General features: G+C 68.9%; 18 protein-coding genes and 1 pseudogene. 14 read left to right on the forward strand and 5 right to left on the reverse strand.

Going from position 1 to position 14,487, the window contains the following annotated elements; all coding sequences use genetic code 11:
- Positions 1-2 precede the first annotated feature (2 nt).
- A complete protein-coding gene (locus ABT130_RS06140; protein WP_350953298.1) occupies positions 3-272 on the reverse strand; it encodes a hypothetical protein in 270 nt (89 codons plus the stop codon).
- A 286-nt stretch (positions 273-558) separates the two neighbouring features.
- Here ABT130_RS06140 and ABT130_RS06145 point away from each other — a divergent pair, with 286 nt between their 5' ends.
- Positions 559-912 (forward strand): beta/gamma crystallin domain-containing protein, encoded by a 354-nt coding sequence (locus ABT130_RS06145; protein ID WP_350953299.1) that lies wholly within the window; start codon positions 559-561, stop codon positions 910-912.
- A gap of 429 nt (positions 913-1,341) precedes the next feature.
- Here the strand turns inward: ABT130_RS06145 and ABT130_RS06150 are convergent, their stop codons facing one another.
- Positions 1,342-2,652, reverse strand: coding sequence for an MFS transporter (locus ABT130_RS06150; protein ID WP_350953301.1), 1,311 nt, complete (start codon positions 2,650-2,652; stop codon positions 1,342-1,344).
- An 88-nt stretch (positions 2,653-2,740) separates the two neighbouring features.
- On the opposite strand from ABT130_RS06150, the gene ABT130_RS06155 reads away from it, so the two are divergent.
- The 10 genes from ABT130_RS06155 to ABT130_RS06200 all read left to right on the forward strand — a co-directional run bounded on the left by ABT130_RS06155 (position 2,741) and on the right by ABT130_RS06200 (position 10,175).
- Entirely contained in the window at positions 2,741-3,421 is a 681-nt protein-coding gene (locus ABT130_RS06155) for a TetR/AcrR family transcriptional regulator (RefSeq protein WP_350953303.1), read from the forward strand.
- 11 nt (positions 3,422-3,432) lie between these two features.
- Positions 3,433-4,344 carry an NADP-dependent oxidoreductase gene (locus ABT130_RS06160; protein WP_350953305.1) on the forward strand — a complete coding sequence of 304 codons (912 nt, stop codon included), beginning with the start codon at positions 3,433-3,435 and terminating at the stop codon, positions 4,342-4,344.
- Between the two features lie 225 nt (positions 4,345-4,569).
- Positions 4,570-5,346, forward strand: a complete 777-nt coding sequence (locus ABT130_RS06165) for a VOC family protein (RefSeq protein ID WP_350953307.1) — start codon at positions 4,570-4,572, stop codon at positions 5,344-5,346.
- Between the two features lie 250 nt (positions 5,347-5,596).
- Positions 5,597-6,004, forward strand: coding sequence for an ArsR/SmtB family transcription factor (locus ABT130_RS06170; RefSeq protein WP_350925294.1), 408 nt, complete (start codon positions 5,597-5,599; stop codon positions 6,002-6,004).
- Entirely contained in the window at positions 6,001-6,720 is a 720-nt protein-coding gene (locus tag ABT130_RS06175; protein WP_350953309.1) for a cation efflux transmembrane domain-containing protein, read from the forward strand. The genes ABT130_RS06170 and ABT130_RS06175 overlap by 4 nt, the downstream gene beginning before the upstream one ends.
- On the forward strand, positions 6,717-7,067 hold the full coding sequence (locus ABT130_RS06180; protein ID WP_350953310.1) for a DUF3703 domain-containing protein: 351 nt from the start codon (positions 6,717-6,719) through the stop codon (positions 7,065-7,067). The genes ABT130_RS06175 and ABT130_RS06180 overlap by 4 nt, the downstream gene beginning before the upstream one ends.
- A 42-nt stretch (positions 7,068-7,109) precedes the next feature.
- Complete coding sequence (locus ABT130_RS06185; RefSeq protein ID WP_350953312.1) at positions 7,110-7,394, forward strand: hypothetical protein; 285 nt, start codon at positions 7,110-7,112, stop codon at positions 7,392-7,394.
- A complete protein-coding gene (locus tag ABT130_RS06190; protein ID WP_350953315.1) occupies positions 7,391-7,819 on the forward strand; it encodes a YkvA family protein in 429 nt (142 codons plus the stop codon). Before ABT130_RS06185 ends, ABT130_RS06190 begins: the two co-directional genes overlap by 4 nt.
- Positions 7,820-8,365: 546 nt before the next feature.
- A complete protein-coding gene (locus ABT130_RS06195) occupies positions 8,366-9,121 on the forward strand; it encodes an SDR family NAD(P)-dependent oxidoreductase (protein WP_350953317.1) in 756 nt (251 codons plus the stop codon).
- Between the two features lie 157 nt (positions 9,122-9,278).
- Entirely contained in the window at positions 9,279-10,175 is an 897-nt protein-coding gene (locus ABT130_RS06200; protein ID WP_350953319.1) for an ABC transporter substrate-binding protein, read from the forward strand.
- 395 nt (positions 10,176-10,570) lie between these two features.
- Here the strand turns inward: ABT130_RS06200 and ABT130_RS06205 are convergent.
- Both ABT130_RS06205 and ABT130_RS06210 read right to left on the reverse strand, forming a co-directional pair.
- A pseudogene (locus tag ABT130_RS06205) lies at positions 10,571-10,864 on the reverse strand (transposase); the annotation flags it as partial.
- Between the two features lie 70 nt (positions 10,865-10,934).
- Positions 10,935-11,303, reverse strand: a complete 369-nt coding sequence (locus ABT130_RS06210) for a VOC family protein (protein WP_350925280.1) — start codon at positions 11,301-11,303, stop codon at positions 10,935-10,937.
- 63 nt (positions 11,304-11,366) lie between these two features.
- Here ABT130_RS06210 and ABT130_RS06215 point away from each other — a divergent pair, with 63 nt between their 5' ends.
- From ABT130_RS06215 to ABT130_RS06225, 3 genes are all read left to right on the forward strand, one after another.
- Positions 11,367-11,825, forward strand: coding sequence for a MarR family winged helix-turn-helix transcriptional regulator (locus ABT130_RS06215; RefSeq protein ID WP_350953321.1), 459 nt, complete (start codon positions 11,367-11,369; stop codon positions 11,823-11,825).
- Between the two features lie 926 nt (positions 11,826-12,751).
- Complete coding sequence (locus ABT130_RS06220; RefSeq protein WP_350953323.1) at positions 12,752-12,874, forward strand: ALQxL family class IV lanthipeptide; 123 nt, start codon at positions 12,752-12,754, stop codon at positions 12,872-12,874.
- A 130-nt stretch (positions 12,875-13,004) separates the two neighbouring features.
- Complete coding sequence (locus tag ABT130_RS06225) at positions 13,005-13,439, forward strand: DUF3592 domain-containing protein (protein WP_350953325.1); 435 nt, start codon at positions 13,005-13,007, stop codon at positions 13,437-13,439.
- Positions 13,440-13,481: 42 nt separating this feature from the next.
- Here the strand turns inward: ABT130_RS06225 and ABT130_RS06230 are convergent, their stop codons facing one another.
- Positions 13,482-14,396 (reverse strand): LysR family transcriptional regulator, encoded by a 915-nt coding sequence (locus tag ABT130_RS06230; protein ID WP_350953327.1) that lies wholly within the window; start codon positions 14,394-14,396, stop codon positions 13,482-13,484.
- Between the last annotated feature and the right edge of the window lie 91 nt (positions 14,397-14,487).

Here is a 14,487-nt window from a genome sequence, read left to right on the forward strand (position 1 = left end):
GCTCAGCGGCGGCGGAAGGGTCGGCGGCCGAGTCGTTTCATTTCGTACACGGTCAGGATGACGCGGCAGTGCGGGGCGTGCGCCTTGATCTGGCGGGCCAGGGCGAGCGCGGCCTCGAACTGGGCGTCCTCCTCCCGAAGCTGACGTTGGGTCTTCTGCTTGTCGGTGCTGACCCGGACCAAGCCGAGGAGCGCCTTTCGTTCGTCAAACGTGTTGCTCTGGGGAGAGGTCCCGGTAGTGTCGGCGAAATTTTCAACGGATACGCAGGTCAAAGCTCCCTTAAGGACCCTCGGGCACAGCTTGGAAGGCGAGCAGCTGATCTGCATATCCGTTGTTTCCTGCGTCGTTACTACTGGGACCCCGTGTTGGCCGGACAAAAGGTGGTATTACTTTGAGTTACCTGGCCACCCAATTGCGTCACGGAAAAGCGCAGCCGCGAGGGGCCGCTCCAGTGCGCAGTCGGCCGTCTGCCGGCCCGACGAAGCACCGTTCCGTCAGGACGCGACGTCACCAACAGGGCCGGGGCCGTGCGCGCCGGTCTCCGCAGGAGGAGAGTCTGTGATCTCGAAGAGCAAGAAGAACGCCCGCTCCATGGCCGTGGCGCTCGCCGCAACCGCCGCCTTCACCATCACCATCCCGGGCGGCACCGCCTTCGCCATCGACCACGTCCAATGCGTTGGTGGCGAGAACTTCCTGAAGATCTGGTCGCACCTCGACGGCCGCCAGAGCGTCGACTGCTACGCCAACAGCGGAAAGACCGACTTCGGCGGATGGTGGGTCGACCGGATCTCCACGGGCAACAACGACCTGATCTACTACGACGCCAACGGCGACTCGGTGAAGATCGAGCGCTGGCACGACATCACCTTCCCGAACCGCCCTCCGAAGGTCGTCGCCATCCAGATCGTGTGACACGTTGACATTCGGCTGCCGCCGGAATCGCCGGCCGGTCACGCCCCGCAGGCGTGACCGGCGGCGGGCAGTGCGACAGGCCGGGCCAGGGCGAGACCGGCGGGCACCGTGGGATGCGGGTGGGCTACCTACCGGGGCGGCGAGGCAGTCCGCCGGTTCCGCACACGACTCCCGAGACCAGCCAAGAAGGCAAGGCATCGCGCCGGCGAGCACACCGGACGTTCCCTGATCCTCGACCTGGCCCTCGCTCTGGCCGAAGACCGGCACTGAGACATCGTCCGCAAGACCGGCAGCGGACTCGAAGCCGCCCGCAACCTTAATGCACGGATCGACGCCTTCCTGAGGGAGCACGTGTCCAGTGATCAGCGCCGGTTCATGGAAAGGGTCTGGATCTTGCTGATCCTTAAGGCAGTGTGGTGCGTGACCTGCTCATCTCGCGCCGGTGAGGGGGTGGTCGAGCTCATCACGCCTGAGGCGGGCGAGTGCGATGGCCAGTACGGCGACCGTCAGCGGGACGATGGCCGCCATGAGGAAGACCGACCGGATTCCCCATTCGGCCGCCGCCGGTCCGACCAGCGCCATGGACAGCGGGGCCGCGCTGAGTGAGACGAAGAAGTCGAGGCTGGAGATCCGGCCGAGCATGGCGGGCGGCACGCGACGTTGCAGCAGTGTTCCCCAGATGACGCCCGCGCCGGAGGTGAGGGCGCCATGCAGAAAGAGCGCGGCAATCATGATCCCCAGTTGGTCGGCCGCCCCGAGGACGGCGAGCGGAAGACAGCCGCCACCCCAGGCCAGGAGCATCACCGACAGGTAGCGCCGGGGAAGGGGCAGCGCGGACATCGTGAGCGAGCCGATCACACCGCCGAGGCCGTAGCAGGCGAGGGCGAGCGCGAACGCCTGCGGCCCGCCCGCCCCCTGGTCACGGATCGCGAACGGGAGCAGGACCTGGATCGGCCCGCCGGCGACCAGGACGAGGGTGACGGCGAACGTCAGCGTGCCGACCAGCCACGGCGTCGTGAGCAGGTAGGCGAACCCGGCCCGCAGGTCGCTCACCGCCGACTGGACGGGGTTGCCCGCCCGTGCCGTACGGTCGCGCGTCTCGGGCTCGCGCATGATGGCGGTGCAGGTCGCGGCCAGGAGATGCACGGCGGCGATGGCCACGAACGCCATACTCGGTGCGAAGACACTGATCAGTGCGCCGGCGGCGCCGGGTCCCGCCGCCTGCATCAGGGTCGGTCTCAGCACGCCTTCGATCCCGTTGGCAGCGAGCAGATCGTCTTGCGGGACGACCGCGGGGACGAGCGCGGAGTAGGCGGGATAGAAGAACCCGTCCGCGATCCCGAGCACCGCGGCGACCGCGATGAGGTGTCCGGGAGTGAGCAGGTCCATGGTGGCGGCGACCGCGACCGAGCCGGCTCCCACCGCCTTGGCCGCTTGGGCGAGCAGGATGATGCGCCGCCGGGACGCGCGGTCGGCGACGACGCCTCCCAACAGGGCGGTCGCGACCAGTCCGACGCCGCTCGCGGTGGCGATCAGGGAGAGTTCGGATGGACCCGCGCCGATCGCGATCACCTGCCACACCACCGCGACCGCCCACATGCCGCTGCCGGCCAGGCTCAGGCCCAGCGCGGTGGCCAGGAGCCGGTATCGGCCCGTGCGGAACGGGCGGAGTGGCCGGGGAAGTCGGTTGCGATCGGGCGCCGGATCGGTGTCGTCGACGCCGGTCGTGCCGGTGGTCATGAGGTCCTCCCTACGCTGCGGAGCGATTCGCTCCGCAGCGAACCATAGATGCGGAGCGAATCGCTCCGCAAATGTGTAGACTGCCCCCATGACGAGTTCGCGTTCATGGCGCAGCGAGGAGGTCGCCCGGAATGACCGGGCGTTGCTGCGAGCGGCCCGCGAGGTGCTGGCGGCGGACGGCGCGCACGCCTCGGTGGCGTCGATCGCGGCCAGAGCCGGAGTCGGCGTCGGGTCGCTGTATCGGCGCTACCGCACGAAGCAGGAACTGTTCCAGCGGCTATGCCTGATCGCGCTGCGCGAGTATCTCGACGCGGCGAAGGAAGGGCTTGCCATGGGCGATCCGTGGGAGGGCCTGAGGCACTACGCGATGTCCTCGATCCGGTCAGGCCCCGGTTCGCTGGCGCCGGTGGCCGGCACCTTCGAGGTGACCGCCGAGATGACCGAGCTGGCCGGGCAGGGCGACCGCGCGGTGGCCATGCTCGTCGAGCGCGCGCACCGGGCCGAGGTGCTCCGTGCCGGGGTTACTCCGGTCGATCTTGAGCTGCTCATCGAACAGCTTTCGAAGTCCCCGCTCCAGGACCAGTTGCACCGGCAGGGGCGGACCGAGCTGGACGACGCCGCCCAGAACGCGAGAGAACGCGTCATCACCATCGCGCTCGACGGCCTCAGGGCCACGCCCGCCGGACCGGTGCCCGGCCGACCCCCCGGATACGAGCTGTTCACCATGAGATGGGCGCCTCCAACAGACGACGCCCAGCCCACTGAGTGAAGGAGACATCAGTGAGAGCCGCCGCCTTGTCCTCGTTCGGCCCCCCAGAGGTGCTCCGCACCGTCGAACTGGACGAGCCTCACCCGCAAGCCGGGCAGGTGCGTGTCCGGGTCGAGGTCGCCGGGGTCCAGCCCTTCGACTGCGGGGTCCGCGAGGGACGCTTTCCCCGCGCGCTCGTGGGCGACTTCCCGATCGTGCCGGGAAACGAGTTCGCCGGCACGATCGACCAGATCGGTGCGGGCGTCACGGGATTCTCGGTCGGCGACGCCGTCCTCGGGTTCAGCACGCTCGGCGGCTACGCGGAATGGGTCGTGGTGCCGTACGACCAGGTCGTGCCGAAGCCGGCCGACATGCCGTGGAAGATCGCCGGCGGGTTCTCCGGAGCCGCCCAGGGCGCCCGCAACGCCCTCAACCAGATGCGCGTGACCACCGGCGACATCGTCCTGATCAACGGCGCGTCCGGCGGGCTGGGGACGATGGCGGTCCAACTCGCGAAGGCGATGGGGGCGAGCACTGTGCTCGGCACCGCCAGCGAGGCCAACCATGACTACCTGCGGTCCCTCGGGGCGGTCCCGGTCGCCTACGGGCCCGGACTCGTGGAACGGCTCCGCGCCATCGCCCCGAACGGCGTCGACGCCGCTCTCGGATTCGAGGCCGACGGGCTCCGCGCGGCGCTCGGAATCGCTCACGACCCGGACCGCGTGGTGACCATGGTCTTCTCCGACGAGATCGCCGCCCTCGGCATCCGCGACTGGACCGGTGTCCGCAGCGCGGAAGGTCTCACCGAGATGCTCTCCTACCACGACAAGGGCCAAATTTCCGTACACATCAGAGCGGAATACACCCTCGACCACGCCGCGGAGGCACAGCGCGACGTCGGGAGCGGGCACAGCCGCGGCAAGGTCGTGATCAACATCAGCTGAACGCACACGCCCTACCGGCCTCGGCGGGGTGGAGCGAGGTGTTCGGTGACGGCGGCGATGAGTCAGTCGTCCACTGTCCTGATCGCGGGTCGTGCGCCGGAAGCGTCGCCTTCTGACTCATATGCGTTGGCGTCGCAGTCCTCGAGCGGGCTAGCGTTGCTTCCGTCATGCGCCAGGAGGGTGTGCCCTGCCTGCGCCTGTGAGTCAGCAGATTGGAGATGCGGGATGACTTCTCAGCTTGTCGCGCTCTGCTTCGATGCGAACGACCCGCTCCGTCTCGCGCGCTTCTGGGCCGGAGTCCTGGGCTGGGAGATGGCAGGCGACCCCCACGATGGCATCGTGCTCCTGCCGAGCGATGACACCGGGTTCCGGATCCGATGTCTTCCGACCCAGGAGAAGAAGACCGGCCAGAACCAGATGCACTTCGATCTGACGAGCACGTCCCTGGAGGACCAGCAGCAGACGGTGGCGAGGTCGCTCGGACTCGGTGCGCGGCACATCGACATCGGGCAACGCCCGGAGGAGGGTCATGTGGTGCTCGCCGACCCCGAAGGCAATGAGTTCTGCGTCATCGGACCGGGCAACAACTTCCTTGCCGACTGCGGATTCATCGGAGCGCTTGCCTGCGACGGTTCGCAGGAGGTCGGGTACTTCTGGAGCGAGGCGCTGGGCTGGCCGTTGGTCTGGGACCAGGACCAAGAGACCGCGATCCGCTCGCCCCACGGTGGTCCGAAGATCACGTGGGGCGGTCCGCCACTGATGCCGAAGACAGGGAAGAACAGGCTGCACTTCGACCTCGCTCCATCTGTGCACGGTGATCAGCAAGCGGAGGCCGACCGTCTCGTCTCCCTCGGAGCGACTCGAGTCGACATCGGCCGGCGCGGGGTCAGTCGGGTGGTGATGGCCGACCCCGATGGCAATGAGTTCTGTGTGTTGCCCCCCGATAGCGTGACCGGACCCGGGGGGCGGCGCGCCTCCGATCCACCCCGCGGCACGGTGTGATGCCGGCGGCGCGGTCGATGTCATCGTCTGGCGCACCGCCACCGCACGGCTGTTGCCCTGCCTGCTGGACGGGCGCCGGGCCGGTCCGCTCTCGCCGCACCCGCATCGGGTTGCCGCCCGGTGGCCTCGATCCAGGCTCCAGAGGGGCCCGGCCGTCGTATCGGCGCGGCGTCGCCCTTAGCGGGTGCCGCCGAGCTTCGAGGTCGAGCACTCTTGCCAACACATAACCATTTCTGGCTATCATCGCCATATGGCGATTGATAATGATGCCGGCCGATGCGTGAACGCCGACATCGCCGCGGGCATCCCACCGGCGGCGGCGCTGTTCCACTCGCTGGCTGATGAGACCCGGCTGAAGATCGTGCAACGCCTGGCCCGAGGCGAGGCCCGGGTGGTGGACCTGACCGAACAGCTCGGCCTGGCCCAGTCCACGGTCTCCAAGCACCTGGCCTGCCTGCGCGATTGCGGGCTGGTCGACTACCGGGCTGAGGGCCGCCAGTCGTTCTACGCGCTGACCCGGCCCGAGCTGATGGACCTGCTGGGCGCGGCCGAGCAGCTGCTGGCCGCCACCGGTCACTCCGTCACGCTCTGCCCCGTCTCCGGCCCCGGCAGCCTCGACCGCGACGCCGACCTGCCCGCTGGAGGCACGATCGCATGACCGCGCTGAATCTGCCCGGCCTCGGGCCCGCACCGGCCCGCCGTGCCGTACTGCGCCGCCGCATCCGGCTGCTGGTGGCCGCGACCATCACCTACAACGTGATCGAAGCCGTCGTGGCCATCACCGCCGGCACCCTCGCCTCCTCGGCCGCGCTGATCGGCTTCGGCCTGGACTCCGTCGTCGAGGTCGCCTCGGCCGCCGCGGTCGCCTGGCAGTTCTCGGCCACCGATCACGAGCGGCGGGAGAAGGTGGCGTTGCGGGTCATCGCGCTCTCGTTCTTCGTGCTGGCCGCCTACGTCACCGTCGACGCCGTACGCGCCCTGGCCGGGGCCGGCGAGGCCGAGCACTCCACGCCCGGCCTGATCCTGGCGGGCTTGTCGCTGGTGATCATGCCGTTCCTGTCGGCCGCCCAGCGCCGTGCCGGCCGTGAACTCGGCTCGGCTTCGGCGGTGGCCGACTCCAAACAGACGCTGCTGTGCACCTACCTGTCCGCCGTGCTGCTCGTGGGCCTGGCGCTCAACAGCGCCTTCGGCTGGTCGTGGGCCGACCCGATCGCCGCCCTGGTCATCGCGGCCGTCGCGGTCAAGGAAGGTCGCGAGGCCTGGCGCGGCGACACCTGCTGTGCCGTCCCCACCACCACCGTCGTCGGCGGGTCAGGCGCCTTGGCCGGATGCGCGGATGGCTGCTGCACCGCTGAGAAGGAGCACGATCGATGATCGGCCGCCCGATGCCCGCCCGTGTGCGGGCCGCCTACCGCGCCGAGATGAACGCCGCCCGCGCCACCGGAGACGCCGCGGCGCGCTGGCGGCATCTGGAACGGGCCCACATCATCTCCCAGCCGTGGCCCTGGCCCCACACCCGCAACCACCTGGCGATGTTCGTCCTGGCCGTCGCTCAGCGCGACCGCCGCGAAGCGTTCGGCCAGGTGGTGCGTATCATCGTGGCCGCGCCCGGCTCGGCGCTGGGCCGCTACCCCGAAGGCAACACCGGCCGCGCCCGTGCCGGCCTCACCCAGCCCATGCCCCTGCCCGCCGACCTGGCCGAACTCCTGGCCGCCAGGTAAAGTCCGCGCCCGCTGACCTGCTGTCGCCCCGGGAGGGCCCCGATGACTGTTCGCCGCCTGTTCGCCCTGTCTCCCGCGGTTGCGGGCAAACCCGATGTCGGTGACGCGGGCGGCCTGCAGGAGCCGGCCCGGCGGATCGCCTGCGGCCAGGCCTGGACACCCGGAGCCGGCCCGTGCGGTCACGGCGCTGTTCGGCCGGCAGGCCGCCGGCTGGAACGCCGAGCACAGGCCGGCCGCTTCGACCCCGTGGCCGGCGCGCCGGCCGCCGACACCCCCGCCGAGGTCGCAACGGCCACGGTGGACGAGCGGGAAAGCGGCCGGCGGTGACCGGGGCGTGGGGATGGGACCTGCTGATCGGCATCGCGGTCGCGCTGCTGGTCACCTGGCTGGCGCTGCTTGTGGTACTGGCCGTCGTGCGGCCGCGCGGCGGCCTGCTGCGTGAGGCGCTGCGGCTGCTGCCGGACGTGCTGCGGCTGATCCGCCGCCTGGCCGCCGACCGCGACCTGCCGCGCGGCGTGCGGGTACGACTGGCGCTGCTGCTGGCCTACCTGGCCTTCCCCCTCGATCTGGTACCCGACTTCATCCCCGTGCTCGGCTATGCCGACGACGCCATCATCGTGGTCGCCGTACTGCGCTCGGTGGTCCGCCGCGCCGGGCTGCAGGCCGTACGCCGGCACTGGCCCGGTACCGACGACGGCTTCGCCGCGCTGTCGCGGCTGACCGGACTCGACACGCCACCCGCAACCCCCTGACGCGCCACGACCGCCGCAGGCCGAGACCCGCGACGGCGACCTGACGAGCTTTGCGGCACCTGCCATGCCCGCTCCTTCCGGACGACCCGCAACCGTGATCTACTCCTGGTTGCCCGGCCCGACCGCAGTGGAGTTCTCGCCGAGAGACAGAAGTTGAGCGTCTGGTCGTTGTCAGTAGACATCCGGCCATCCCGGCTACCTCGGGCGGCCTGGCATGGTTATGACGACTTGAAGTGCCCCACCCGGGCGGCTTGAGCTGGGCCCGTCTCGGATCGGTGATGTGATCCCAGACCGACATGTCGGCTTGAAGTGGCCCCGCCTTTAGAGTTGCGGTGTCAGGCTCGACCTGCTGGATCACGCGCGCCGCGACAAGCTGCTCACCTCGCAGTTGCCGTGCGAACTCGGCTGCACCTCGGCCGATCTGCTGCGGGCGACCGTCGACACCGTGCTCTACGGGGCGATCCGCTCAGCACACCCCGGCGTCGACGATGAACAACTCCGGGCGGTCATGCCGATGGCCCGCGGTGATGAGCAGGAGGCGGGACCGTGTCCGGGGCAACCGGCAGGGTGGCGTTGGTGACAGGGGCCAGCAGCGGAATCGGCGCGGCCACCGCGCGTCTTCTGGCCGCGCGAGGGATGCGCGTGGTGGTCAACTACCTCCGCAGCGGCACGGCGGCCGAGGAGGTCGTGGCCGGCATCGAGACCGCAGGCGGCCAGGCCATGGCCGTGCAGGCCGACGTGCGCGAGGCAGCGGCGGTCGAGAGCATGATCGAGCAGGTCCAGGCGGCATGGGGCGGCATCGACGTGCTCGTGCACAACGCGCTCACCCCGTATGTGATCAAGCCGTTCCAGGACATGACGTGGGAAGAACTGGGCGGCAAGCTCGACGACGAGATGCGTGCGGCGTTCGCGGTCACCAAAGCCGTCCTGCCCGCCATGACCGAACAGGGCTGGGGACGCATCATCTATCTCGGTACCGGCCTCAGCCGCCGGCCCCGGGAGGGCATGATCGCACTGGGCACGGCCAAGGCCGCACTGGCGCAGTTCGCCCGGTACCTCGCCCAGGAACTGGGCCCGCGGGGCATCACGGTCAACGTCGTCGAGCCCGGCCCGGTGGAGGAGACCCGCATGGCGGATGTGTTCGACGAGGAGCACAAGCAGCGGCAGGTGGCCGCTACCCCCCTGGGCCGCCTGGCACACCCGGGCGACGTCGCCCAAGCGGTCGCCTTCTACGCCAGCGAGGACAACGCCTTCATGACCGGCACCACGGCCGCGGTCAACGGCGGGATGTCCATGTACTGACGCCCCGCTGTCCTCCGCACGCGGGGCCATACCGTCCCGGTCCGGCCGTCGGCCGGACCGCATCCGGCACACCGTCACCTCAGCACCATGGGCCGCAGCAGCCGGGCCCGCGGCGCGCGCGGGCGCACGGCGGTGACACGATCAAGGAAAAACGTTCATGTACACGATCGATCTCGCCTACGTCGGGCGGGGCCTGCACGAGGAACTGGTCGCCTACATCGCCGACCAGCAGGGCTACTACGCCGACGAGGGCGTCCACGTCGCGCTGCGCGACGGCTGCTCCTGGGACGAGGAGCGGCTGCGCCACGGCGCCACCATCGGGCTCGGCCGGGCACTGCTGTCCCGACTGGCCGACGGCATCCCCTGGGTCGCACTCAATGTCAACACCCACCGCCCGCTGTTCTGGTTCCTCGCCCGCCCCGGCCTGACCTCCCTGGCCGACCTGGCCGGCCGGCGGCTGGCGATACACACCCCCCACACCGCACCCGGGTGCTTCGCCCGGATCGTGCTGCGCCAGGCCGGCCTCGACCCGGACCGCGACATCCACACCATCGTCCGCCCGCCCGGTGACTACGGCATGGACCTGCGCTGGCTGCACGATGGCAGGATCGACGCCGCCCTGGTCGGCAGCACCATGGCACCGGAGGCGATAGCCGCCGAGCACGGCTGGCAGGTGCCGGCCTGGGTCGGCGACCACTTCCAGATCCCCACCGTAGGCGTGGCCGTCGACCCCACCTACATCCACCCGGACGACCCCGCGGTCCAGGCCGTCGTACGAGCCCACCGGCGCGCCCTGCAGGTGATCCACAACGAACCCGACACCACGGTGCGGCACATCCAGACGTTCCTCGGCCGGCACACCTCAGACGAAGCCCGAGCCCACTACGAGACGTTCATCGCACCGTATTTCACCACCGACGGCCAAGCCGACCTCGCCGTCGGCGCCACCGCGATCACCGCGGTCGCCGCCGAACTCGGCGTCCCCGCCACCGTCACCGCAGCCGAGTTCTACCGCACCGCAACCACCGCACCCTCGCTACGAACCTGTCCTTGATGATCCGGCCGCTCCCGTTTCATGATCCGCAAGTAGTTCGGAGAAAGCCGCCGGCTCCGCCCACGGCCGCCGCATCCCGGCGGTGAGGACGTCCACGTCCGTGCACCTCCGGCGGTCGGCGATCACCGTCAGGTTGAGCCGCCCGCGGTAGGAGAGCGCGGCCACCCTCCCTTGCGGCCTCCAGGTCGAGCCGTACGACGCGGAGTCGACCACGCGCACGCCGACTTGCGGGTCACCTTCGGTTATCGGGCGACCTGCGGCGCGGTCATTCCCGAGGAGAACATGTCCGCCGCTCGAAAGCGCAGGCGCTCACGTTACAGCCGCGCCCGAGCCGACAGTCCTCCACTGTCTGGATATCTCATATCTCCGGTGTACAGCCAGGGAAATCGGGCTCTTCACCGACGAGGGTGTAGTCGCGGCCTGAAGCCGCCGGTCTCGAGCAGGGACCTAGCGATGTAGTTGGTGAGGTTGCGGAAGCCGAGAGCGGAGCCGCGTAGGTGTTCGAGTCGTCCGTTGATCGCTTCGGTGGGTCCGTTGCCGGTGCCGGGGCGGTCGAAGTAGGCGAGCACGTCGTCGGCGCGCTTCTTCAGTGTCCGGCCGAGCGTGACGAGCTCGGTGAGGGCAGCCGGGACGCCGGCGCCGAGGGAGTCGATCAGCTTCTCCATCAACTCCTTGCCGAGCTTGCGGTCAGGTTCAACGACACGGCAGGCGAGGACGGCACGGTCGGGGTCGAGTCGTTGGCCGGTGGCGTTTGGCCGATCAGGCGCGATCGTGGAGAGTGACCTGGTAGCCGTCGGGGTCGGCGAAGGTGAATGTCCGACCGAAGGGGCCGTCGATCGGTGCGGAGACGATGGTGTGACCGTCGGCGACCAGAGCATCGTGAATGGCTTGGACGTCTGTGGCGTGGAGCCAGATCGCGGTACCGATGCCGGGCTGAGCAACGGATGCGAGATCGGTGCCGGGAACGACGTCGCGGAGTGCGAACGCGATCGGCTTCGTCTCGAAGACGACGGCGTGCGGAGGCCCGGCCTGCGAGCGGACGAGGCCGAGGTACTGCTCGTAGAACGCCTGCGAAGCGTCGAGGTCGCGCGCTTGGAGCGAGATGAAGTCGGGGCCGGTGGCGGGCATGATGATGCTCCTTCTCTTCGTGTCAGCTTCCTGACACAGGTCAATCTATGTCAGAATACTGACATGAGTCAAAACGGTGTCGGCGTCGACCTGGAGACGTCACTGGGCTACCTGCTGAAAGAGGCGTCGAGCGCCCTCCGTGCAGCCATGGAGGAGGTGCTGCGGCCGCTCGGGATGGGCGTGACGCACTACTCCTGCCTCGAGCTGCTGGCTCAACGACCGGGCTTGTCGAACTCCGAGCTCGCGCGGGGCGCGTTCGTGACACGGCAGACGATGAACGTGCTGCTCCAGGCCCTGGAACGAGACGGCTACGTGACCAGGCCTGCGGAGGCACCCGTCGGGAAGGTTCTTCCCACGCGGCTCACGCCTCGCGGCCGACGGAGCCTCGAGAAGGCGACCGTAGCGGTCCGGTCCGTCGAGGTCAGAATGCTGGCCGGCATGACCGAGACCGAGCAGTCAGACGCGTTCCGGATCCTGCAGAGCATGATCCATTCCCTGCGCGATGGCAACGACGGTGCATAGCTCGTTCCCCGGCGCACGTCTCGTCGCGCCCGGATAGGAGTGCGGCCGAGCATGAAAATCCGTGCAGGCGACCCCGAAAACCGACGGACCCCGACTACACCCTCTTCTGCGATGAGCCGGAAATCGAGAACCATGACCGGCCACCTCAGCCTTTCAAGATCAGCATAAACGACCGTTAAGGATGGTTAAGGCTTCTTAAGCGCCTGCGGATTATCGGCGGCGCGAAAGGGCTCATCGGCGGTGAACCGGCGAAATGGAACCCCGGCCTCCAGCGCCCGGGTGAGCACGGTCGTGACCAGCTGCTGTTTTGTGGCGAACGGCATCCGGCCTGCCGAAAACAGTGTCTTCCGTCCCGGTCGCTTCGGTGATCGACGAAAGTTGACCCACGAGTCGGGAACACCTTGTCATCCCAGCCGAAAGTGGTTCATAAGTGCCCGCCACGATGCTGTCCTGGTACGACGAATTCGCCGTACCGGCACGGACACGGAGCGCGATCCTGGTCGAGGAAGAGGGCGAAGTGAGCGGTGATGCGGTCGGCACCGAGGCAGACACCACCCGGTGGGCCGATGAACTCGACATACCGGCAGGTCCGCGACGGAGACGGCACATTGCTCGGCCTGTGACGAGATCGGGCCGGCGACACGAGGTGTCGGCGGTCACCGTGGCGGCGGGGCGGCACGGCCCTGCCCCGAAGACATGGACGCCGCTCCTGGAGCTCGACATCCTGCGTCCGACTCACCGCACCCGTTCACGCGCCGCACGGTAGGCGGGTGGTCCCCCGCGCAGAAAGTTCCCGCCCGCGCCGATGAAGCGGCACGGCAGGCAGCGCACCGGGTCCGACCACACAGACTCCGCCGGATGGACCGGCGGTTACGGAGACCGCCGCAGTATCGGTGGAGGTCCTCCCCAACAAAAGGAGAGAAGTAATGGAACTCGACATCAACTCTCTGGACATGCTTCCCAGCAAGATGGAGACCCCTCTGTATCCATGCAGAAAAACCTGCCTTACTCTCGTCTCTGCGATCACGGTCACGATCACCACCACCTGACGTTCACTGCAGGAGCAGCCGGACCGGACGCTCGCGGCAGGTGAGCGGTCGAAAGCGCGTCGCCTCGGCTGCGGAGGCATTCGTCGCGGGTAGGCGGCGGCCGGGGCGACACGCGGTGAACGCCTGACCTTTGAAGTCCTGCGCCGATGAGGGGGGCGGGGCTGAATCGGTTCGGCTTCGGGCCGCGATCGACCCGATTCTGCCGCGGCCGTGCATAGACCGCCTGAGAGACGAGGTCGAGCATCTCGCGCCGGATTCGATGGGACGCCACGCCGTCCCATCGAATCCGGCGCGGTTCGAATCACGCGTCATCATTATGCGCGAACGCAGGAATCCCGGCTCGACGGTAAAGGTGCGCTACCTGCCGAAGAACCCCACGACAGCGTGGATCGAGGACGAGGCGGAGGCGGCGGCCGGCCGCACACTCTTCATCTCCCTCGCCCTCCCCATCGGGTGGACAGCGATCATGGCCTGGTACGCCTTCATCGAGCTGCCGAGCCAGGCAGGTGCCAGGGGTGAGCCGGCGCGGCGGTTCCTTGGTTGCCTTCGCCGACTTTCCAGATGAGACGACATCTACGCGCACCGGAATCACCGGGAAAGATGTTGATCAAGTGACGGTCGCGTCGGGTCGGGGTGGGCTGCTTTCCATGCAGCAGCGGACGAAATCTTGGATGACGGGGTCGGTGTCGCCGGCGGGTGCCCAGGCGACGCCGACCTGGCTGGGGCTGACGCCGCCAACGGGCCGGTAGGTGACGCCGGGGCGCGCGTAAAACCGGGCGGCGGATTCGGGGGCCAGGGCAATGCCGTAGCCGTTGGCGATCGCGCTCAGCCAGTCGTCGGGATGGTCGGTGACGGCGCCGACGCGGACCGGGTGGCCGTCACGCTCGTCGGCGGCCAGCCAGTAGTCCCGCCACCGGCCTGTTTCCGATAGGGCTGCCACGAACGGCTCATCCCACAGGTCCCGGAAAGGGATCAGGTCGCGCGTGGCGAACGGGTGTGCCGTGGGGAGCGCGACCCAGCGGGGCTCGGCGAACAGCACCTCCACTCGCAGGGTGTCCTGGCCGGGAAAGGGCAGGCGCAGCAGGGCGACGTCGACATCTCCGTCGGCGAGTCCGGCGGCCGGGTTCGACCATGCGGCCTGCCGCATGTCGACTCTCCAGCCCGGCCGACGGCGGGCGAACGCCGCGACGATGTGCTGGGTGGCCTCGTTGGCGGCGCTGGCCATGAAGCCGACCCGCAACACACGGGCGGCCCGGTTCGCCACGTGCTTGGTCTCCCGCAGCACCTGGTCCCAGCCGGCCAGCAGGGCGGGTACCCGCTTCGCCAGGGCCTGACCCGGTTCGGTGAGGGCCATGCCTGCCCGGGATCGCGTGAACAGCCGCATTCCAAGCTGGATCTCGAGTTGCTTGATCTGTTTGGTCAGCGCCGGTTGCGATACGAACAGTCGTTCCGCAGCGCGGGTGAGGCTCCCTTCCTCTGCCACGGCGATGAAGTACCGCAACAACCGGGTGTCGATATCCATGCCGTCAGGTTATAGATGCAGGTATTGGACGCCAACCTGGCACTCGGTGAGGCTTGACCCAGCAGGCGGGCAGTGGCTCGCCAACACTCAC

Origin of the sequence: Streptosporangium sp. NPDC001681, assembly GCF_040298085.1 — a bacterium.
Lineage (GTDB): Bacteria > Actinomycetota > Actinomycetes > Streptosporangiales > Streptosporangiaceae > Streptosporangium.